The organism is Paenibacillus sp. 102 (genome assembly GCF_039549175.1).
GTDB lineage: Bacteria > Bacillota > Bacilli > Bacillales > Bacillaceae_G > Bacillus_A.
In genome coordinates, this window is the sequence record NZ_JBCGHT010000001.1 from 543,561 (window position 1) to 564,074 (window position 20,514).

Genomic DNA, 20,514 nt, shown 5'->3' on the forward strand with positions numbered 1-20,514 from the left:
AATAAAAATAGAGGGAATCCCCCCTCTATTCTGTTAATGCGTATAAGAATTTTTGTAAAATTTTCTCTGTTGTTTTATTTAAATTAGGTAACTTTTCAGCAGGAAAATACTTGAGATCCAGCCCTTCTTCATCAAGCCCTATTTTTCCACTTACGTGATACGCTTGGTATAGATGAATCACATTATAAATCTCATCTCCATTTGGATAGCGATAATATACATCTTTCCCAGAAAGAACGCCAAGAAACTGCAACGTCCTTGCTTCTAATCCCGTTTCTTCAAAAAGCTCTCGCCGAGCCGTTTCTTCCGTTGTTTCTCCTAACTCCATTGCACCACCTGGTACACCCCAATCATATGTATCCGAGCGATATTGAAGCAATACCTCTTGTTTTTCATTTAAAATGATCACAGCTGATCCTACAAGAATTAACGGTCTTGTACCGACTGTTTTTCGTAACTCTTCGATATACCCCATTATAAATCTCTCCTTTCCTCATCCTTCCTTATCATAGCAAAATTCCTTGTTTTTTTGTGACATGCAAAAAAATATTCCTACTAACAAAAAAAGGAAGCACCTGCTTCCTTCCCATCATTTTTATTTTCGAAAACTTTCATATTTAGCTGCTTCAAATGCCTTTTCAATCTCTTCATTTCGATAATGAACATATGTAAAACGTCCTAATTCTACTAATCGAGCAATTTCCTGCAATGCTTTTTGCTTTTCATATGTCTCCTCAATCGCTACATGGACATAAAATTTTGTAAGCGGATGTTCATATAAAGCTTCTCCAACCTCTACATACGCATTCTCTACCCCTTGAACCAACCTGACATAACTTGCAAACTGATAAACAGCTTCTCGATCTGATACAATTTTTAATGTGTACATATATTCTCCCCCTTTTCTTTTACTATATCAAAATGAATAGCATATAATTTAATTAAACTATGAATATTTTCCGACTCCTTCTATTTATTCTTATATCCATATTATCCATTCATTTGTACCTTCTCAGTTAAAAACACAACAATTCGTAAAAGTAAATTGTAATCAGTCCCATCAAAATACACCTAATTATAGGAAGTCTATCCATACACACCAGTTCTCTTTCACATAGTATATTAATAAACTATTTTCCATTTGAGGTGTTTCTAATGGATCCGTGCGTAAATATATGTATTTGCATTGCCCCAGGCTCCGATATTACAAACGACCGTATCGCCAAAGACTTAGCAGTTGCTGAATCAATATGGCACCCCATTTCATTTCAAATTAGAGATGTCATTATCCTAAATGAATCCTTTACATTCCATGATGGTGAAATTAGCTATATAGATTCTGTCCAGAACCAACCTAAAGTTTCTTCCTTTTTTAACACCTGTTCATCCGAAGTTCCCGATTGCGATATTTATATTTGTTATATCGGAAGTAATTATTTTAAAGAGCAATCCGTAATTGCATGTGCCTATTCATTCGCTATAAACCAAATCCTTACGGGTTATATTATTCTTACTAATGCCGCTTCCCCTATGAAAAACATATATACACTCGCCCATGAAATCGGTCATATTTTATTCACACGACGTATCGGAGGAAAACTTACACATGCCGATCCTCACTCGCAAACTGGATCTGAACACCATCCTTCTCCAACGAATCTCATGTATCCAATTGTCCCTCGCCCAGATCAAGTACACATTGAATCTTTATTAACAAAAGAACAGCGAGCGTTATCTTTACAGAGTTCTTTATTACACAGAAAAAAACAGTAACCATATCAGTTACTGTTTAAAAAATATTCTACATGCCAGCTACAAGAAAAATACTTTTTTACAAATCCCCCAAAAACAAACCTTTTCTTTTTAGGCGGGATAGAGCATCCGATCCTACATAGAAGCGGTCAGATCCTCTTCCTGCCCCATGCCAAGTGAAAAACAAGAGAACAAATCACCTTTTCTTTTTCGTAACAGCAACTGGTATATTTAAAAATCAAAATAGATTTATATATTAAATTAAAAAATACCCTTCATCTATCTCTTTAGCAAAGATCGTATATATTCTATGTCTAACGTAGCTAAAGCTTAAAAGCATCGAAAATATACAAACAATAATCACTTGCATATAAGGTACTCTCCTCACAGCTAATCCTATATATTCACTTTTCTTTTCTCTAATTTTGTATGTATCATTACAAGAACAAATAAAACAGCTAAAAATATAAATTGTTTTATATACAGACTCGGCACACTCGATAAATCAACTTTGAAGAATACATACTCTATTGTAATAGGAACCATTAAATATAACAGAGTAAACCAGCCACCAATTTTTATATTTACAAATGTTGCTATGAGGAATATAGTAGCTACAATACACTAGCTTTGCTCGGTAGTAAATTGTATAACTGTCGTACCATAAAACTCATTTAATAGTGCGATGCTAAAAATTGTTAAGAAATACAAACTACCAGTAATACACATTATAATAAATTCAATTGTTTTACGTTTAAAAGCAGCTATTCTCATGCCCCAAATCAGTATCATAATACCTATAGCACACATAATCGGATACCCAATTAGTTCAATAGAAGAATACGACAAACGATGATCTACTTGACTAAAAAATACACTCTTCATCATTGTGAATGCCAATGCATTCACAATGAAATAGACTAACCAACTATAATTCTCCTTCAGAAATAATTGCAAGGAGACAACCTTCTAAAATCCCTTTCAGCATTTGACTTGTCGACATAATTCAAATCCTCCCTCTATCTTGTTTTACAAGATAGATAAGCAAGATAGCTTAGTGTTTTTTTCCAAATGTTTGCAGGATTTTCATGATACCCTCTCTAAATAGAGCAATAAGACAAATTTTATATAAAGGAGTGCTCTCATCATGGTTTCAAATCGTGTCGTCTTTTTAACAGGTGCTGCAAGTGGCATCGGTTATGAAATGGGAAATGCGTTTGCAAAAGAAGGAGCGAAAGTGGTGATTAGCGATCGCCTTGAAGATCGTGCGAAGGAAGCCGCTGAACAGTTACGCAAGGAAGGATATGAAGCAATCGGTCTCAGATGCGATGTCACATCTGAGCAAGAAATATCAGAAGCTATTTCCGAAACTGTTACAAAGTTCGGCTCACTTGATGTGTTAATAAATAATGCTGGTATGCAACACGTCTCGCCAATTGAAGAGTTTCCAACCGATAAGTTTGAACTTCTTATTCAAATTATGCAAATTGCACCGTTCATCGCAATAAAACATGCTTTTCCAATTATGAAAAAGCAAAGGTATGGGCGCATTATTAATGTTGCCTCTATTAATGGACTTGTCGGCTTTGCTGGAAAGGCTGCCTACAATAGTGCGAAACACGGTGTGATTGGTTTAACAAAAGTCGCTGCTTTAGAAGGCGCTACACACGGAATTACGGTAAATGCTCTGTGCCCCGGCTATGTTGATACACCGCTTGTTCGAAACCAACTCCAAGATTTAGCAACAACAAGAAATGTTCCACTAGAGCGTGTATTAGAAGATGTTATTTATCCACTCGTACCACAAAGGCGATTACTGGCTGTAGAAGAAATTGCTAATTATGCTTTATTTTTAGCAAGTGAGAAAACAAAAGGAATAACTGGTCAGGCTGTTGTCATTGATGGTGGTTATACGGCACAATAATCTTAAAAAAAGGCTTATGTTTTCAAAAAACATAAGCCTTTTTCTTCACTTCGTTTCATGCGGAGCTTCATATCTTGTCATCTGCTGTGGTAATTTCTCAATCGCAACAATTACACCATCTAATTTACTTTCAATACGATGCAGTAAATATAACGTTACAACAATTGGAAACCCAACATTACCGATCATAGATATCCATTCCTCCATCTATTTCCCCTCCTTTCTTTTAAATAAATAAGCAAAAGAGAGGAATTTTGGCAATAAAAAAACAAGCTACTACACATTAGCTTGTTTTTTCAAATAATGAAGCAATCTCTACAGCATAATCTCCCTGTAAAATCCCTTTTTCAGTAATAATACCAGTAATTAATTCATGAGGAGTTACATCAAATGCCGGATTATAAACACCAACGCCCTCTGGAGCAATTTGTTTTCCAAATACCTTTGTAACTTCAGCTTCATCGCGTTCTTCAATCACAATTTCAGTCCCTGTGTTCTTCGTAATATCAAATGTAGAAAGCGGAGCAGCAACGTAAAAAGGAATATAAAAATATTTTGCTAGTATAGCTAAATTCAATGTTCCTATTTTATTTGCTGTATCACCGTTTGCGACAATTCGATCTGCTCCTACAATAATAGCAGAAATATTTTTTGTGCGAATTGCATGGGCTGCCATATTGTCTGTAATAAGTGTTACATCAACACCAGCTTGTTGCAATTCCCATGTAGTAAGACGCGCTCCTTGCAAAACAGGTCTTGTTTCACATGCATAAGCATGTAAATTCACCCCACACTCTTTTCCAATATAAAATGGAGCTAGTGCTGTTCCATAACGAGCCGTAGCGATACTCCCAGCATTACAAATCGTTAAAATATGATCCCCATCTTGAAATCTAGTTAAAGCGTGCTCTCCGATACTGCGGCACACATTTTCATCTTCTTGCTGAATTTTAAGTGCTTCCTCTTCTAATATTTTTCTTGCTTCTTTAATTGTTGTTGCCTCCTTAATAGAGGCACTCATACGATCAATTGCCCAAAATAAATTAACAGCTGTCGGACGTGATGTTGCTAAATAATTACAATCTCGTTTGAATTTCTTTTCAAAGTCAGTGATATTCGTAGCATTATATCTTTTTGCTGCAAGTGCTAAACCAAAAGCTGCTGTAATACCAATTGCAGGTGCTCCTCGCACTTCTAACATCACAATACTTTTCCACACATCTTCAATACTGGTTAACGTTTTATATTCTACAACGTGCGGTAATCTCGTTTGATTTAATAATGCAATCGAATCTCCTTTCCAGCTTATAGAACGCGGAACGGCAACTGTTGCACTCATGCTTTTACCCCTCCTGAAACAATATATTGAAATACCGTTTGAAACAATCGAGTATCCGCACCGGTTGTTTCATGTAACAATAGTTCTCTACCTAAATATAATGCATGCTTTTTAGCTTGAATTCTTCTATTCTTATCCTGAATTCCATCCAAATCTGCTACATGTGCTAATCCAATTGTTCGACGAATGATTTCGCAACCTGCAAATCCAACTGCATCAGCAAAAATATTTTGCAGTACAATTGCCAGCCATTGTTTCTCCTTTGTATATGATTCTACTCCGTCTAGTACCCATAGTTTTGTAAATACTTCTACAAAATTACTCCATGTTTTTTCAATATGATTAAATAAGATATTTCTTTTCTCTTCTTCTCTTGATAATGCATTTAATAATAGGTTTGCTATGAATTGACCAAGATCAAATCCGAGTGGTCCATATGTCGCAAATTCCGGATCAATTACCTTCGTTTCCGAAGGTGATGAAAAAATGCTACCTGTATGTAAATCACCATGAATTAATGCTTCTTTTCTCGTTAAAAATTTATATTTATACTGCGCTACCTGTAACTTCAATTTCTTATCACACCAAAGTTCGTCTAATACAGGCTGCAATTCTTCCTCATAATCGTTTGTTTCATAGTTCCCAAATGGATCTGTAAATACGAGATCTTCTGTAATTTTACAAAGATCAGGATTAACAAACTTGCCGTCTAGCACCCTTTTCTCTTCTGCTAATAGACCAAAATCTGACGTATAAAAAAGAACGTGTGCCAAAAAACGTCCAATATGCTGAGATAAAAGTGGATAATCTTCCCCTTCAATCAACCCTTTACGAGTAATTGTAAGAGATGATAAATCTTCCATTACTGTCACAGCTAACTCTTCATCATGACCATATACTTTCGGAACATATTTTGGTACATATTTCGCAAAGACTTGTAATGCTTGACTTTCAATTGTAGCTCTTCTTAAAGAAAGCGGCCAGCTTTCCCCAACGACTTTTGCATATGGGAGAGCTTGTTTTACAATAATACCGCGTTCTCCATCATGGAGCCGGAATACATAATTTAAATTTCCATCCCCTATTTCATGGCAAGCCACCTTTGCTTTTTTCTCAAAGTATCCATGCTCTTTTACATACTCAACTGCTGTTTCTTTTGTTAATGAACGATATCCCATTTTTTATCCCCCTTTATTAAATTCAGAGGCTTTTCATCATAAGAAAAACCTCTTTCCATGAAGAAAGAGGTTTGAAGTTTATCTTCTCCCCTCTTATCTGTCAGAAAGTTATCCTTTCTGCTGGAATTAGCACCGTGCCTTTTTGGCGCATAAGCGCCCCATCTTACAATGGTATTACGGTCGGTTGCTGGGTTTCATCGGGCCAAATCCCTCCACCTGCTCTTGATAAGAGTTGCATGATTTATTTAAATTTTTAACTTTCTGTTACAGACTATAACAAGAATAAAAATCATTTGTCAATATTTTTATTTATATAATTCCGGGCGTCGATCAGCAAAAACAGGAATTCCCTTACGCACTTCCTTAATTTTTTCTAAGTCTATCTCCCCTTGTAAAATTGATTCTTCTTCTCCTGCTTCTGCTACAATTTCTCCCCATGGATCAACAATAAGAGAATGTCCAGCAAACACATTATTTGGATCCTCTCCTGCTCTATTGCATGCAACTACATAACATTGATTTTCAATCGCTCTCGCTTGAAGAAGTAAACGCCAATGAGCTAAGCGAACAAGCGGCCATTCTGCTACAACGAATAATACATTTACCCCTTTTACAGTATGAACACGCATCCATTCTGGAAAACGAATATCATAACAAATGACACCACCGCACTGTACACCATCCAATATAAATTCTCCTGTTTCATCACCTGCTATTAAATAGTTATGTTCATTCATCAACTGGAACAAATGAACCTTACTATACTCACTTTGTAGTTTTCCTTCACGATTTACTGTATACATCGTATTCGTAACACCATGCTTTGTTTGCCTCGCAATAGAACCACCGACAATATTCACACCATATTGCTGTGCCCAATCTGAAAGAAGTTGCTTTGTTTGAATCCCACCCCCATCTGCAATTTCCGGCAATCTCTCTAAATCATAACCAGTCGTCCAAAGTTCTGGTAATACGATAACGTCCGGTTTTCCTTGCATCGCCTCTTTTATTTTTTTCTTTGTATTTTCAATATTTGTTTTTACATTACCAAAAGCAATATCCATTTGAATACATGCGACTTTCACTTTATCCACCCCATCTTCAATTATTTGTTCTTTACAAAAACTTAGAAAGGTTATATCATTTGTCACTAGAATTGTAACAACTTTCAAAAGAGGTGGAAAGTATGAAAGATTTTCAACCTTCCGAGATTGTAACATCATTACCAACGCAATTTTTCGCTTCACTTGTTGCAAAAGTTAACAAAGTCGTCGAAGCAGGGCACGATGTTATCAATCTAGGTCAAGGCAATCCAGATCAACCAACACCGCCGCATATCGTAACAGCTTTACAACGTGCAGCAGAAAAAGCAGTTCATCACAAATACCCGCCATTTCGCGGACATGAAAGCTTAAAAAAAGCCGTTGCGACATTCTATGAACGTGAATACGGAGTCAAAATAAACCCTAAAACAGAAGTCGCTATTTTATTTGGTGGTAAAGCCGGTCTGGTTGAATTGCCGCTTTGTTTTACAAACCCTGGTGACACAATACTTGTACCTGATCCAGGATACCCTGACTATTTATCAGGCGTCGCTTTAGCGAAAGCAAAGTTTGAGACGATGCCATTGTTAGCAGAAAATGATTTTTTACCGGATTACACTAAAATCAATGATTCTATTGCCAAACAAGCTAAATTGATGTTTTTAAATTATCCTAATAATCCAACTGGTGCTATTGCATCAAAAGAATTTTTTGAAGAAACAATATCATTTGCAAATGAAAATGATATTTTAGTAGTTCACGACTTCGCTTATGGAGCAATTGGCTTTGATAGTAACAAACCAACTAGCTTCTTACAAGTAAACGGCGCAAAAGATGTTGGCATTGAAATTTATACACTATCAAAAACATTTAATATGGCTGGTTGGCGTATTGCCTTTGCAATCGGTAACGAAAGTGTCATTGAAACAATCAATTTATTGCAAGATCATATGTATGTCAGCATTTTTGGCGCTGTACAAGAGGCGGCTTGTGAGGCACTATTAAGTTCACAATCTTGTGTAAATGAACTTGTTGAACGCTATGAATCACGGAGAAATGCACTCATTACAGCGTGTCGTTCAATCGGCTGGGATGTTGTCGCACCGAAGGGATCATTTTTCGCATGGCTTCCTGTTCCTAATGAGTATACATCAGAACAATTTACTGCCTTATTGTTAGAACAAGCACATGTAGCAGTTGCACCTGGAGTCGGATTCGGCGAACATGGCGAAGGCTACGTTCGTATTGGATTATTACATACAGAAGAGCGATTACAAGAAGCTGTTCAACGAATCCAGAAATTAAAAATTTTCAAAAAACCATTGACATCATAAAAAAACTCTGTCAAAATTCAGATATCGAAAAAATTTAAACATTTCTAAATACTTCTTATCAAGAGCAGGTGGAGGGACGAGCCCGACGAAACCCGGCAACCGATCTACAATTGTAGGCACGGTGCTAATTCTCGCAGCATTATGCTGACAGATAAGGAGCTGGTTGTAAAAAAACCTCTCCTTAGCTGAGAGGTTTTTTTATTTAACTAGGAGGTTATGAAAATGAGCGGAATAACAGCAACCTATTTAATCCATGATGATTCTCATAATTTAAACCAAAAGGCAGAGCAAATTGCTCTCGGTTTGACAATTGGTTCATGGACTCATTTACCACACTTATTACAAGAACAATTAAAACAACATAAAGGCAACGTCATTCATGTCGAAAAGTTAGAAGAACAAGAACATGTAAATACGTACCTTGGAAAAAAAGTAACACGTGGACTCATTAAAATTCATTATCCATCACTAAATTTCAGCCCTGATTTACCAGCCATTTTAACAACAACATTTGGCAAATTATCATTAGATGGCGAAGTTAAACTGATTGATTTAACATTTTCAGATGACTTAAAAAAACATTTCCCTGGCCCTAAATTTGGTATTGAGGGCATTCGAAATCTCTTACATATTCACGATCGTCCACTTCTAATGAGCATTTTCAAAGGAATGATTGGACGTAATATCGGATATTTAAAAACTCAACTACGTGATCAAGCAATTGGCGGTGTAGATATTGTAAAAGATGATGAGATCTTATTTGAAAACTCATTAACGCCACTTACGAAACGAATTCATGCTGGAAAAGAAGTATTACAGTCTGTATACGAAACATATGGCCATAAGACTTTATATGCAGTGAATTTAACGGGACGTACTTATGATTTAAAAGAAAATGCAAAACGAGCAATCGAATACGGTGCGGATATCCTACTTTTTAATGTCTTTGCGTACGGATTAGATGTACTACAATCACTTGCAGAGGATAAAGATATTTCTATTCCTATCATGGCTCATCCTGCCGTTAGCGGTGCTTATGCATCATCGAAATTATATGGGGTTTCTTCACCATTATTACTTGGAAAATTGCTTCGTTATGCTGGTGCCGACTTCTCTTTATTCCCATCACCATACGGCAGTGTTGCATTAGAAAAAAAAGAAGCCCTTCTTATTACAGAGGCACTAACAAAAGAAGATCCCGCTTTAAAAAGAAGCTTCCCTGTTCCATCAGCTGGCATTCACCCTGGTTTTGTTCCATTTACCCTTCGCGACTTTGGTAAAAATGTTGTCATTAATGCAGGTGGTGGTATTCATGGTCATCCGAGCGGAGCACAAGGTGGGGGAAAAGCATTTCGAGCAGCAATTGATGCCACTTTGCAAGGAACACCATTGCATGAAGCAGGTAACACTGATTTACATGCTGCACTGCAATTATGGGGAAATCCATCTCACGAGGTGAAACTATGAGTCTTCAAATTTTTTGTGACTTTGATGGTACAATTACGAACAATGATAATATCGTTGCCATTATGGAGAAATTCGCTCCACCAGAAGCCGAAACGATTAAACAAAAGATTCTATCACAAGAAATTTCCATTCAAGAAGGTGTAGGGGAATTATTTTCCCTTATACCTACAAGTTTACAAGATGATATCACTACTTTTATAAAAGAAACAGCGGTAATTCGGACTGGATTTCAAGAGTTTGCACAGTTTGTCCAAACAAATAATCAGATTTCACTTCACATTGTATCAGGCGGAATGGACTTTTTTGTCTATCCTCTTCTAGAAGGAATCATTAGTCCTGAGCACATTTATTGTAATACGACTGATTTTTCCGGCGAAACAATTAGGGTAAACTGGCCTCACCCATGCGATGAACATTGTAAGAATCAATGTGGTCTCTGTAAATCAACACTGATTCAGCAATTAAGTTCAAACGGTGATTTCAATATTGTGATTGGAGATTCGATTACAGATTTACAAGCAGCAAAACTTGCTGATAAAGTATTCGCTCGTGATTTTCTCATTACAAAATGCCAAGAACATCAAATTTCCTATACAGCATTTGAAACGTTTTATGACATACAGACAGAAGTTACGCAATTGTTGGAGGTGATAAAATGAAACAACTTTTTCGTCAATGGGAGGAATTGAGTAAATTAAAAAAAGAATTAACAGAAAGAAACTGGTTTCCTGCTACAAGTGGAAACATTTCAATAAAAGTGAGTAACACTCCAATGACCTTTCTCATTACAGCAAGCGGAAGAGATAAATCAAAAACAACACCTGATGATTTTCTATTAGTTGATCATACTGGAAAGGCTGTTTTAGAAACCGATTTACGCCCTTCAGCAGAAACATTGCTACACACTCATATTTACAATCATACAGAAGCTAGATGTGTTTTACATGTTCATACAATTGATAACAATGTAATTACAAACGTATACGACAAAGAAGTTTCATTTTCTAATCAAGAAATTATTAAAGCTCTTAATATATGGGAAGAAGGAGCCTCTATCCAAATTCCAATTATTGAAAATCATGCTCATATCCCAACATTAGGAGAAGATTTCCGGAAACATATTCATGATGATGCTGGAGCTATACTAATTCGCAACCACGGTATTACTGTTTGGGGAAAAGATAGCTTTGATACAAAGAAAAGATTAGAAGCATATGAATTTTTATTCCAATTTCATATAAAACTATTATCAATTCAAGGAGGCGTTTCACATGGCGCAAATTCGTATTCATGAAATAAATACCCGCATTGAAAATGAAGTGGAAGTGGAGCAATTTTTACAAGGAGAAGGCGTTTTATATGAGAAATGGGATATTTCAAAACTTCCTGCTCATTTAGAAGAAAACTACTCCTTAACTGATGAAGACAAAAAAGAAATTTTAACAGTATTCTCTAAAGAAATTGCTGATGTTTCAGAACGTCGAGGTTATAAAGCACATGATGTTATTTCTCTTTCAAAGGCAACACCTAACCTCGATGAGTTATTAATTAACTTTAAACAAAAGCATCATCATACTGACGATGAAGTTCGTTTTATTGTCAGTGGGCATGGCATCTTTGCCATCCAAGACAAAGATGGTCGCTTCTTCGATGTTGAACTTGAACCTGGTGATCTAATCTCTGTACCTGAAAATGCAAGACATTATTTCACATTACAAGATGATCGCCAAGTTGTAGCCATTCGTATTTTTGTTACAACGGAAGGCTGGGTTCCCATTTATTAAGGTAGTTAGTTGAATAAAAGGAATTGGACCCCCTTTTCCTTCCTTTTATTCACTCTACATATATACATCCTCCTATGGAACAGGCTTATTTCAAAATATGAAATAAGCCTGCTTTTTTATTTTCTCCCACCTCGTATATTCATTATCCAGAATGAACGACCCCTCATTTTTCCGTTTTCCACTTTATCAAGTATATTTATCAATAATTTTTGAACATTTTTTGAACTTTTTCTGAAAATTCTGTTTAAATTGTGTTATAATACAAATAATAGAAAATGTATCGAAAAAACTGCAAAAGAGGGGGAAAAACATGAATTTAATTATAGCACTTATACTTGGGGTTACTTGTGGAGCTATTCCAGCTATTCTTGGGGCAATTATGGAGGAATTAGAAATTGGTATGTTAGGTTTTGTCGCATCTTCTGTAAGCGCTTTACTTTTTGGTTTGTACGGTGCTATTCCTGTCGCTATTCTCTTTTCATTTTATATATTACGTCATGCTCGCACAAAGCAATTCAGTCGAAACCATATGGCCAAAATTATTCCATTTCCAATTGAACGCTCTCGTCGTGCTTCAAGCTTATAATCCCATTATTATATCCTCAAAATATATCTACTTTCATACAGCCTGCCTTTGTCAAAATGAGCGTCCAATTTTCCCAAAAAAATATTTTAAACAAAATAAAAAAGTCCTCAAACAAGGACTTTTTTATTTATTGTCTTCCAAAAATTGAAATAGTTCTTGTAAATGAAGAGCATCTTCTCTGTAGCTAACAGATACATAACATACACTATCAATTTCAGCATGCATATATAGGTCGATACCTTCACGGTCATATTTTAAAGCTAAATAAAATTCCATTTCTTCTAGCATTTTCTTTGATGTTCGAATAACATAATGCCCTTTCTCATCACGTCCATATTCAAATGTTGGCTCAAAATCATACTTTTGTTTAAACGCTGCTTTTTGTTTATCATTAATCGACATACAAGTTGTACGCTGCACAGCATCAATCATTCCATCAAATTTTTCTAAATTCATCATATTACCCCCTTATGTATTTTTTATATAATACTTGTGTTCCACTGTCTTCCTCTCCTGCTTCTATTAGTTGTTCATATAAGTCTTTTGCGAGAGTTAAACCTGGTACAGGTAATTCTAACTTTTCAGCCTCATCTAATGCAATCTTCATGTCCTTCATAAAGTGTTTTACATAAAACCCTGGCGCAAAGTCTTCCTTTAGCATACGCGGAGCTAAATTACTTAATGACCAACTACCAGCTGCTCCAGTTGAAATACTTTTTAATACTTTATCTGGATCTAACCCCGCTTTCTTTGCATACGCTACCGCTTCACAAACTCCTATCATATTAGAAGCGATCGCAATTTGATTACACATTTTTGTATGCTGTCCACTGCCTGCTGGTCCTTGTAGCTGAATGTTTTCCCCTAGTTTTTCAAATAAAGGTAAACATGCTTCATATACTTCTTCTTCTCCACCAATCATAATAGCAAGTCTACCTTCTTTTGCACCAATATCTCCTCCTGATACTGGCGCATCTAGCGTATGTACATTCTTTATTTTTCCACCTTCATATATACGTTTTGCTAACGTCGGTGTAGATGTCGTAAAATCAATTGCAATTGTCCCCTCACTTGCATGTTCTAGAATTCCCTCTGTTCCAAAATAAATTTCTTCCACATCATGCGGATATCCTAACATTGTCATAACAACATCTACATTTTTCACCAAGTCTTTTGGTGAATCACACCAATGTGCTCCTTCTCTTAACAAAGAACTTGCTTTTTCTTTCGTACGGTTATAAACATATACTGTATAACCACCTTGTAATAAATGATGTACCATACTTTTCCCCATAACACCTGTACCTATAAAACCAATTGATGAAATTACTTGTTTCATCCACTCATCCCCTTTTTTCTAATAAGTCACTTACCATTTTTCGAAATTCCTTATTGAAATCATCATTTATGCTATTTTGCACATTTGAGAATAAAACAACAAATGTTCCTTTATCTTTATTAAAATTATTAAATGTATTCCAACCAGCTACTACACCATGGTTATGGAAATAATCAGGATAGATATAAAAACTAAATGCATACTTTTTTTCTGATGAAGGTATAAACATTGCTTGTATACTTTGCTGTGAAAGAAGTTTTCCCTTTATAATTGCTTCATCTAATTTCTTCATATCCCCAACTGTAGTATACATCTCACCGCAGCCATATAGCCAGTTCATTGCTAATTTTGGAGCTGGTACAAGTATATTATTTTCCTTTTTGTACCCTTTCGTGAAATGTCTCTCTCCTGGCGCCATATTCCCCATGCCTGACTCATGCATACCCGCTCGCGCAAATATATTTTCCTTTACATATTCTCCTAAAGGCTTCTTAGATATATTTTCTATAATATAAGCAAGCACCATATAATTATAGTCAGTATATTTCCAACCAGTACCGGGTGGAAAAACTACTTGTTGGTTTCCAATCCAAGTAACCAAAGCCAAGCGGGATGTAGCATTCACTTTTCCTTTTCCCTTTCCCTTCCCTGGTAAGCCAGAAGTGTGTGTGAGAAGGTGGTATAATGTAATATTTTTATCTGCGGGGAATGAAGGTATATATTTATTTACATTATCCTGAATATTTACTTTTCCCTGCTCTTGCAACTGTAAAATAGACGTTGCCACAACAGTCTTAGTAATTGAACCGATGCGATATTTTGTTTGCGGTGTATTTTTAATTTTACTTTGAACATCTGCATATCCATATCCTTTGTTCAGCACTACATGATCTTTATCTGTTACAAGAACGGTTCCATTAAAGTCTTTATCAATTAAATATTGGTCTAACTTTTGTGCCACACTAGCATAATCAATTGGTGGTCGCTTCTTTTCTTCCACATTATCCTGTAATTCAGATTTAACAGAAGGGATTACCTTTGATGTTGGCATTTCTTGCTTCTCCGGCGTATACAAAAAATAGTACACAATTCCGCATACTACAAAGCAACTCAAGACCATCATAATCAATCTTTTTAGCATGTAAAAACCTCCGCAGTTACTTCATTATAAATGGTCCCCCCTCTTTCTATTATCAGACAACAAAAAAAAATCGCAACACTTTGTTGCGAAAAAGTTACATTTTTTCTTTCCTATATAAACGTACTTGGTTTTTTCCATTTTTTTTCGCTTCATATAAAGCAATATCTGCTCGCTGCATCAATTCCTCTTTTGTAATTCCTTGCTCATATAAAGCAACTCCAAAACTTGCGGTTAATTTCGAAATGCTAGAGAATTGTTTCGTTTCAACAAAAAAACGTAGCGATTCAGCAACTTGGAAGGCCTCTTTTTCCGTTGTATTTACTACTAATATAATAAATTTCTCTCCACCCCACCGTGCGAAAATATGCTGAGATGCTAGTTTAGATTTCATAAGTTCGGCTAACTGAATTAATGCTAAATCGCCAAAATCATGACCATATGTGTCATTCACTTTTTTAAAATCGTCTATATCAAAAAGAATAAGTGCCATTGTTTGATTTATGCGCTCTTCGTTTTTCCATTTTTCTTCCAATAGTTGTTGGAACTTCAAGCGATTGTATATTTCTGTTAAAGAGTCAATTGCAGCAAGCTGTTCTTGCTCTTGATATAACCCATCTAATTCCGTAATATCTGTACACTTAACAATAAACCTAGACAAATCTTCTGGTACAGATACAGCACGTAATAAAAAAACAAACTCTTCGCCTTCATAATTATACATTTTAATTTTTCTGGATTGCTCTAAAGAATCATCAAGCCAGGTAATATCGTAATTTGTTGTGTAATATCCATGCTCTTCAACAAAGTGTTCCGCAAATATCATATGATTCTCATGATATGAAAGTAAATTTTCATATCCAAAAAAACTCAAAAAGTTCGTATTACAGTCGACGATCTCATCATCTTCTACAATGAATAATAAATCATTTTGAAAATCAAACACCATTTGAAGAAGCTCTTGTTGAATAGTTACTTGCTGCAATAGTGATAATTGATAGAGACTTTTGTTTATCTCCTCTAGCAGACCCTGTGGTGTAACAGGAGCCATCACAATATTTCGTACTCCTATTGTAAGCAAATCTACAAATTTTGAAGTCACTGGCTGATCCCAAATAACAATAAAAGAACTCATTGAATTATATATGTGCTTTATATACTCTACTTGTGTACCATTCGACACATAAATGATTACAACTTGTGGTCGCACTTTTTCAAATAACATTTTTCCCTCTTCAAAACTATTTGCTACAAACATACATTTTGGATGTATATTGTCAATCGTATATTGGTGATTACACCCTTCTTCTATATAAAGTACATTTACATGGAGATCCTGTAATACATTTTGAAAAACTGTATTCTCTAATAAAAAATGTAGTATGTTCACCACTAGTCTTCACTCACTTCATATAGCCTGTTCTACTGAATTCTTCACTATCCTTTTCTATAAGGGACCGTTATCAAAAGAACCCGATTGGTGAGGGCTGAGCATCAGCAGGAACGAGAAACTCTCCCACTGATAGGAGCTTCACTTTACATATTTCTTTCTTAATCTGCGAATCATCTTTTTATTGTATGACTACATGGATGATAGCGATTGTACGAATGTCCCCTTTTTATTCTATTCTCAACAACTTGACAATTAAAATAAAGATATTATATTCTTTTACAGTGATAACTTACAAAATGTAAGTGTTTTTTTACATATGGTATTTTTTATAAATCCGCATAAAACTTGGAGGTATATTATGACACAGCAAGATTTTTTTACTGTTTTATATGAACGAACATCTAATCGTGCATTCAATCCTGAAAAGGAAATTTCAAAAGAAGAATTACAAGAAATTTTAAAAGCTGCTGGCCAAGCACCGTCAGCTTGGAACTTACAACATTGGAAGTTTCTTGTTTTCCAAGGTAAAGATGTACAAAGCCGTTTACATCCAATCGCTTATAATCAACAACAAATTCTTGATGCCTCTGCAGTAGTCGCTATTTTAGGTGACCTAGAAGCAAATAAAAACATTGATCCTGTATATGGGCCAATCGTAGAGCGAGGATTTATGAAGGAAGAAGCAAAAGAACGTTTGGCACAAAATATTGAATCTGCATATACGCGTGAACAATATCCACGAGATGCAGCCCTTTCTAATGCATCCCTAGCCGCAATGCAACTTATGCTTGCAGCTAAGGCAACTGGTTGGGATACTTGCGCAATCGGTGGCTTTAATCCACAAGCACTAATGAATGAATTTAATGTTTCTTCTCGCTATGTACCAATTATGTTAATTACAATTGGGGAATCTACATTAAAAGGACACCCAGCACCACGTATGGATGTTGAACAAGTAACTGAATGGGCAAAATGAAAAGTCCCATAATAGCATAAAAACCGAAGGGAGTTTCCCTTCGGTTTTTATGTCATTTCTTTGTAATATTCCAACATATATAAATAGCAATTCACTTCTCTTCCACCTCCAAAAACGCAGTATTTTGTCGAATTTTGTTATACATTGAAATATAAGGGGTGTTTTTTTGTTACAATTGTGATACAATGGTAACAAATAGATAACAAGAGAGGGATTTTCATTGAATTCATATGGAAGCTTTATTGCATTTTTAAGCTATACCGTAACTGTGCTGCTTCTATACTTTATTGGAGATGCCACAAATATTACAATGCTACAATTTCCAAAAGAAAAAGCACTACAGCTAGAAGAAGGACTACATATCTCACAATCTATCGTACCATTACTGTTAGCTCTTCCCGTGTATGCGATCGTTTTATATAAAAGTAAAAAAGTGTAAAGGATACCTCGTTATAAATGAAGGTGTCTTTTTCTATATATCCGGTTATTCGTGAATAGTTAAACCTCTCCTAAAGATTCTTGTTGATTCAAAGATGAGGAATACAGGATAACTCCCTATAAAATTCCGATGCTTGAATAAAGAAAAAACACTAATAAAAGTTGCAATCTATCTTCCCCTGTCATTTGCCCTTATCCAAATAGCATTAAATAACAAATACCCATCTGGTTATTTAAAATAAGAAAATATCCCAGTAAAAATTCCACGCTATGTCCAATCACCACATATGGAACTTACATACATTATAAGTGTGAAGGGGGTGAAGAATTATGTTTGGATCTTTTGGAGGTCGTGATGACTTCAGAGGTTGTAACTTTGACGATGGGTGTAAAAAAGATGATTTTAGAAACGATGATTCTAGAAAAGATGATTTTCATAGAAAATCACTATGTAATGTCCTTATTAACATTTCAATTGGAACAAAAATTTCTCTTCTAAAAGTGAAAGATTGTGGTACGTTCCGTGACGTAGTATTCGAAGGATTTTCCTGCGGTGTGGCTCTCTTCTCCAAGGATAACTGCAGAAAAGATCATCACCATGATTCAGGTGATAATAACAGACACAAAGACGATTTTAAAGGATTATTACGTGTTTGCCCAGAGGATATAATCGCAATTGCAATTTGTTAGAAGTTTAATCTTGTACAAAAAACCTGAGACCGATTTCAAATCGGTCTCAGGTTTTCTTTTTACTATTAAATACTTTTAACTAATTCAACAACTTCTTCAGCAGTTGACATTGTTAATGCTTTTTGTGCTAATTCTTCCATTTGTGCTTTTGACAACTTACTTAGTTGTGTTCTTGCAGGAAGGATAGATGTTGCACTCATACTGAATTCATCTAAACCTAATCCAAGTAGTAATGGGATTGCAAGTGAATCTCCTGCCATCTCACCACACATACCAGCCCATTTTCCTTCTTTATGAGCAGCATCGATAACCATTTTTACAAGACGTAAAATAGATGGATTATACGGTTGGTATAGGTAAGATACACGTTCATTCATACGGTCAGCAGCCATTGTGTATTGAATTAAGTCGTTTGTTCCGATAGAGAAGAAATCAACTTCTTTAGCAAACTGATCAGCTAATACTGCAGAAGCAGGGATTTCTACCATCATACCCACTTCAATATCATTAGAAACAGTTGTTCCAGCCTGAACAAGTCGTTCTTTCTCTTCTAATAAAATTGCTTTTGCTTGACGGAATTCATCAAGAGTTGCAATCATTGGGAACATAATTTTTAAATTACCATATACGCTAGCACGAAGTAATGCACGAAGTTGTGTACGGAACACATCTTGCTCTTCAAGGCATAAGCGAATTGCACGGTAACCTAAGAATGGGTTCATTTCTTTTGGTAACTGTAAGTATGGAAGTTCTTTATCTCCACCAATGTCAAGTGTACGAACAACAACTGGTTGACCTTCTTTTACACCTTCAAGAACTGCTTTATACGCTTCGAACTGCTCTTCTTCTGTTGGAAGATTGTCACGGCCCATGTATAAGAATTCTGTACGGTATAAACCAACGCCTTCTCCACCATTGTCAATAATACCTTGTACATCATTTGGTGTTCCGATGTTTGCAACAAGCTCAACATGATGTCCATCGCTTGTCACTGTTGCTTGATCTTTTAATTTCGCCCATTCAGCTTTTTGTTCTTCGAATTTCGCTTTCTTATCTTCGAAAGTGCGAAGCGTTTCTTCAGAAGGGTTTACAATTACTTCTCCATCTAAACCGTCGATAATTACGATATCGCCGTTTTGGATTTTCTCCATAACAACTTTCGTACCAACAACAGCTGGAATTTCCATAGAACGAGCCATAATTGCAGAGTGAGATGTACGTCCGCCAATATCAGTTGTGAAACCTTTTGCATACTTACGGTTTAACTGAGCTGTATCAGATGGTGTTAAATCTTCAGCAATGATGATTACTTCTTCAGAAATTGTACCTGGATTTGAGAAGTTAATTCCTAGTAAATGTGCAAGAACACGTTTCGTTACGTCACGGATATCCGCAGCACGTTCTTTCATATATTCGTTATCCATGTTTTCAAACATAGTAATGAACATTGTTGCAACTTCATCCATTGCAAATTCAGCATTTACTTTTTCATTATTTACTTTATCTTTTACTGGATTTACTAGTTCTGGATCATTTAGTACTAATAAATGTGCCTCAAAGATAGCAGCTTTATCAGCACCAAGTTCAGCAAAAGCATGATCTTTAATTGCTTCTAATTCAGATTTTGCTTTCTCAAGCGCAGCGTCTAAGCGTGCAATTTCTGCAGCTTCGTTCGTAATCGTTTTCTTTTCAATGTTAAATTCAGGATTCTCAAGTCTGAAAGCCTTCGCAATGGCAATCCCACTTGATGCAGCGATCCCTTGAATGTTAAGAGTCATTATTCTCCTAATCCTTCGTTTTTCATAGTTTCTTCGATAGCTGCTAGTGCTTGAGCTGCATCATCACCATTTGCAGTGACTTTAATTTCTGCGCCTTGTTGAATACCTAAAGACATAACACCCATGATTGATTTTAAGTTAACGTTTTTACCGTTATACTCTAAGTTAATATCAGCACCAAATTTGCTTGCAGTGTTTACAAGTAGAGTTGCTGGACGAGCATGAATTCCTGAGTCACTAGTTACTTTAAAGATTTTTTCCATAATAATCTATCTCCTTTAAATACAGTATTTTTTAGTTGTATAGACGTTAGTACTACATCATCTATTGTATATAATAGGCGATGTCCGGTCAA

Annotated in this window: 23 protein-coding genes, 2 pseudogenes and 2 riboswitches; of the genes and pseudogenes, 11 read left to right on the plus strand and 14 right to left on the minus strand. The window is 35.6% G+C overall.

Annotation, left to right across the window (positions count from 1 at the left end):
- Window positions 1-25 precede the first annotated feature (25 nt).
- Together AAIE21_RS02800 and AAIE21_RS02805 are read right to left on the minus strand one after the other, a co-directional pair.
- Window positions 26-475 (minus strand): NUDIX hydrolase, encoded by a 450-nt coding sequence (locus AAIE21_RS02800; protein ID WP_343265364.1) that lies wholly within the window; start codon window positions 473-475, stop codon window positions 26-28.
- Window positions 476-595: 120 nt separating this feature from the next.
- Entirely contained in the window at window positions 596-889 is a 294-nt protein-coding gene (locus AAIE21_RS02805) for a DUF3928 family protein (RefSeq protein WP_343265365.1), read from the minus strand.
- 266 nt (window positions 890-1,155) lie between these two features.
- On the opposite strand from AAIE21_RS02805, the gene AAIE21_RS02810 reads away from it, so the two are divergent.
- Window positions 1,156-1,773: an ImmA/IrrE family metallo-endopeptidase gene (locus AAIE21_RS02810; RefSeq protein ID WP_343265366.1), complete on the plus strand. Its 618-nt coding sequence runs from the start codon at window positions 1,156-1,158 to the stop codon at window positions 1,771-1,773.
- A gap of 375 nt (window positions 1,774-2,148) precedes the next feature.
- On the opposite strand, the pseudogene AAIE21_RS02815 reads toward AAIE21_RS02810, so the two are convergent.
- Both AAIE21_RS02815 and AAIE21_RS02820 read right to left on the minus strand, forming a co-directional pair.
- A pseudogene (locus AAIE21_RS02815) lies at window positions 2,149-2,694 on the minus strand (HAAS domain-containing protein); the annotation flags it as partial.
- A pseudogene (locus tag AAIE21_RS02820) lies at window positions 2,684-2,755 on the minus strand (PadR family transcriptional regulator); the annotation flags it as partial. The pseudogenes AAIE21_RS02815 and AAIE21_RS02820, both read right to left, overlap by 11 nt.
- A gap of 144 nt (window positions 2,756-2,899) precedes the next feature.
- Here AAIE21_RS02820 and AAIE21_RS02825 point away from each other — a divergent pair.
- Window positions 2,900-3,676 carry a 3-hydroxybutyrate dehydrogenase gene (locus AAIE21_RS02825; RefSeq protein WP_343265367.1) on the plus strand — a complete coding sequence of 259 codons (777 nt, stop codon included), beginning with the start codon at window positions 2,900-2,902 and terminating at the stop codon, window positions 3,674-3,676.
- A 45-nt stretch (window positions 3,677-3,721) separates the two neighbouring features.
- Here AAIE21_RS02825 and AAIE21_RS02830 read toward each other — a convergent pair whose 3' ends face one another.
- The 4 genes from AAIE21_RS02830 to AAIE21_RS02845 form a co-directional block, all read right to left on the minus strand.
- Entirely contained in the window at window positions 3,722-3,883 is a 162-nt protein-coding gene (locus AAIE21_RS02830) for a YvrJ family protein (RefSeq protein WP_017151057.1), read from the minus strand.
- Between the two features lie 76 nt (window positions 3,884-3,959).
- The gene (gene mtnA / locus AAIE21_RS02835) at window positions 3,960-5,015 is read right to left on the minus strand and encodes an S-methyl-5-thioribose-1-phosphate isomerase (protein ID WP_343265368.1); all 1,056 of its coding nucleotides are present in this window, start codon (window positions 5,013-5,015) and stop codon (window positions 3,960-3,962) included.
- Window positions 5,012-6,193, minus strand: coding sequence for an S-methyl-5-thioribose kinase (mtnK, locus tag AAIE21_RS02840; RefSeq protein WP_343265369.1), 1,182 nt, complete (start codon window positions 6,191-6,193; stop codon window positions 5,012-5,014). The genes mtnA and mtnK overlap by 4 nt, the downstream gene beginning before the upstream one ends.
- A 90-nt stretch (window positions 6,194-6,283) precedes the next feature.
- A riboswitch (SAM riboswitch) is annotated at window positions 6,284-6,425 on the minus strand.
- A gap of 73 nt (window positions 6,426-6,498) precedes the next feature.
- Entirely contained in the window at window positions 6,499-7,365 is an 867-nt protein-coding gene (locus AAIE21_RS02845; RefSeq protein ID WP_343265907.1) for a carbon-nitrogen family hydrolase, read from the minus strand.
- A gap of 14 nt (window positions 7,366-7,379) precedes the next feature.
- On the opposite strand from AAIE21_RS02845, the gene AAIE21_RS02850 reads away from it, so the two are divergent.
- The 6 genes from AAIE21_RS02850 (at window position 7,380) to AAIE21_RS02875 (ending at window position 12,407) form a co-directional block, all read left to right on the plus strand.
- Window positions 7,380-8,570 carry a pyridoxal phosphate-dependent aminotransferase gene (locus AAIE21_RS02850; RefSeq protein WP_343265370.1) on the plus strand — a complete coding sequence of 397 codons (1,191 nt, stop codon included), beginning with the start codon at window positions 7,380-7,382 and terminating at the stop codon, window positions 8,568-8,570.
- 52 nt (window positions 8,571-8,622) lie between these two features.
- A riboswitch (SAM riboswitch) is annotated at window positions 8,623-8,728 on the plus strand.
- Between the two features lie 64 nt (window positions 8,729-8,792).
- The gene (gene mtnW / locus AAIE21_RS02855; protein ID WP_343265371.1) at window positions 8,793-10,037 is read left to right on the plus strand and encodes a 2,3-diketo-5-methylthiopentyl-1-phosphate enolase; all 1,245 of its coding nucleotides are present in this window, start codon (window positions 8,793-8,795) and stop codon (window positions 10,035-10,037) included.
- Window positions 10,034-10,696 (plus strand): 2-hydroxy-3-keto-5-methylthiopentenyl-1-phosphate phosphatase, encoded by a 663-nt coding sequence (locus tag AAIE21_RS02860; RefSeq protein WP_343265372.1) that lies wholly within the window; start codon window positions 10,034-10,036, stop codon window positions 10,694-10,696. Before mtnW ends, AAIE21_RS02860 begins: the two co-directional genes overlap by 4 nt.
- Window positions 10,693-11,331, plus strand: a complete 639-nt coding sequence (locus tag AAIE21_RS02865; protein ID WP_343265373.1) for a methylthioribulose 1-phosphate dehydratase — start codon at window positions 10,693-10,695, stop codon at window positions 11,329-11,331. The genes AAIE21_RS02860 and AAIE21_RS02865 overlap by 4 nt, the downstream gene beginning before the upstream one ends.
- A complete protein-coding gene (locus AAIE21_RS02870; protein ID WP_343265374.1) occupies window positions 11,309-11,821 on the plus strand; it encodes a cupin domain-containing protein in 513 nt (170 codons plus the stop codon). The genes AAIE21_RS02865 and AAIE21_RS02870 overlap by 23 nt, the downstream gene beginning before the upstream one ends.
- A gap of 310 nt (window positions 11,822-12,131) precedes the next feature.
- Entirely contained in the window at window positions 12,132-12,407 is a 276-nt protein-coding gene (locus AAIE21_RS02875; protein ID WP_343265375.1) for a hypothetical protein, read from the plus strand.
- Between the two features lie 123 nt (window positions 12,408-12,530).
- On the opposite strand, the gene AAIE21_RS02880 is transcribed toward AAIE21_RS02875, so the two are convergent.
- The 4 genes from AAIE21_RS02880 to AAIE21_RS02895 form a co-directional block, all read right to left on the minus strand.
- Complete coding sequence (locus AAIE21_RS02880; RefSeq protein WP_343265376.1) at window positions 12,531-12,863, minus strand: DUF3909 family protein; 333 nt, start codon at window positions 12,861-12,863, stop codon at window positions 12,531-12,533.
- 4 nt (window positions 12,864-12,867) lie between these two features.
- Window positions 12,868-13,746, minus strand: coding sequence for an NAD(P)-dependent oxidoreductase (locus tag AAIE21_RS02885; protein ID WP_343265377.1), 879 nt, complete (start codon window positions 13,744-13,746; stop codon window positions 12,868-12,870).
- Window positions 13,747-13,750: 4 nt separating this feature from the next.
- Complete coding sequence (locus tag AAIE21_RS02890; RefSeq protein WP_343265378.1) at window positions 13,751-14,887, minus strand: serine hydrolase domain-containing protein; 1,137 nt, start codon at window positions 14,885-14,887, stop codon at window positions 13,751-13,753.
- Window positions 14,888-14,981: 94 nt separating this feature from the next.
- Complete coding sequence (locus AAIE21_RS02895) at window positions 14,982-16,274, minus strand: GGDEF domain-containing protein (RefSeq protein WP_343265908.1); 1,293 nt, start codon at window positions 16,272-16,274, stop codon at window positions 14,982-14,984.
- Between the two features lie 361 nt (window positions 16,275-16,635).
- Between AAIE21_RS02895 and AAIE21_RS02900 the strand changes: the two genes are divergently transcribed.
- From AAIE21_RS02900 to AAIE21_RS02910, 3 genes are all read left to right on the plus strand, one after another.
- Window positions 16,636-17,253 carry a nitroreductase family protein gene (locus tag AAIE21_RS02900; protein ID WP_343265379.1) on the plus strand — a complete coding sequence of 206 codons (618 nt, stop codon included), beginning with the start codon at window positions 16,636-16,638 and terminating at the stop codon, window positions 17,251-17,253.
- A 220-nt stretch (window positions 17,254-17,473) separates the two neighbouring features.
- Window positions 17,474-17,692: a hypothetical protein gene (locus AAIE21_RS02905; protein ID WP_241818008.1), complete on the plus strand. Its 219-nt coding sequence runs from the start codon at window positions 17,474-17,476 to the stop codon at window positions 17,690-17,692.
- A gap of 329 nt (window positions 17,693-18,021) precedes the next feature.
- Window positions 18,022-18,381 (plus strand): DUF3915 family protein, encoded by a 360-nt coding sequence (locus AAIE21_RS02910; RefSeq protein WP_343265380.1) that lies wholly within the window; start codon window positions 18,022-18,024, stop codon window positions 18,379-18,381.
- A 65-nt stretch (window positions 18,382-18,446) separates the two neighbouring features.
- Here the strand turns inward: AAIE21_RS02910 and ptsP are convergent, their stop codons facing one another.
- Window positions 18,447-20,159 (minus strand): phosphoenolpyruvate--protein phosphotransferase, encoded by a 1,713-nt coding sequence (gene ptsP, locus AAIE21_RS02915; RefSeq protein WP_343265381.1) that lies wholly within the window; start codon window positions 20,157-20,159, stop codon window positions 18,447-18,449.
- Entirely contained in the window at window positions 20,159-20,422 is a 264-nt protein-coding gene (ptsH, locus tag AAIE21_RS02920) for a phosphocarrier protein HPr (RefSeq protein ID WP_002014900.1), read from the minus strand. The genes ptsP and ptsH overlap by 1 nt, the downstream gene beginning before the upstream one ends.
- Between the last annotated feature and the right edge of the window lie 92 nt (window positions 20,423-20,514).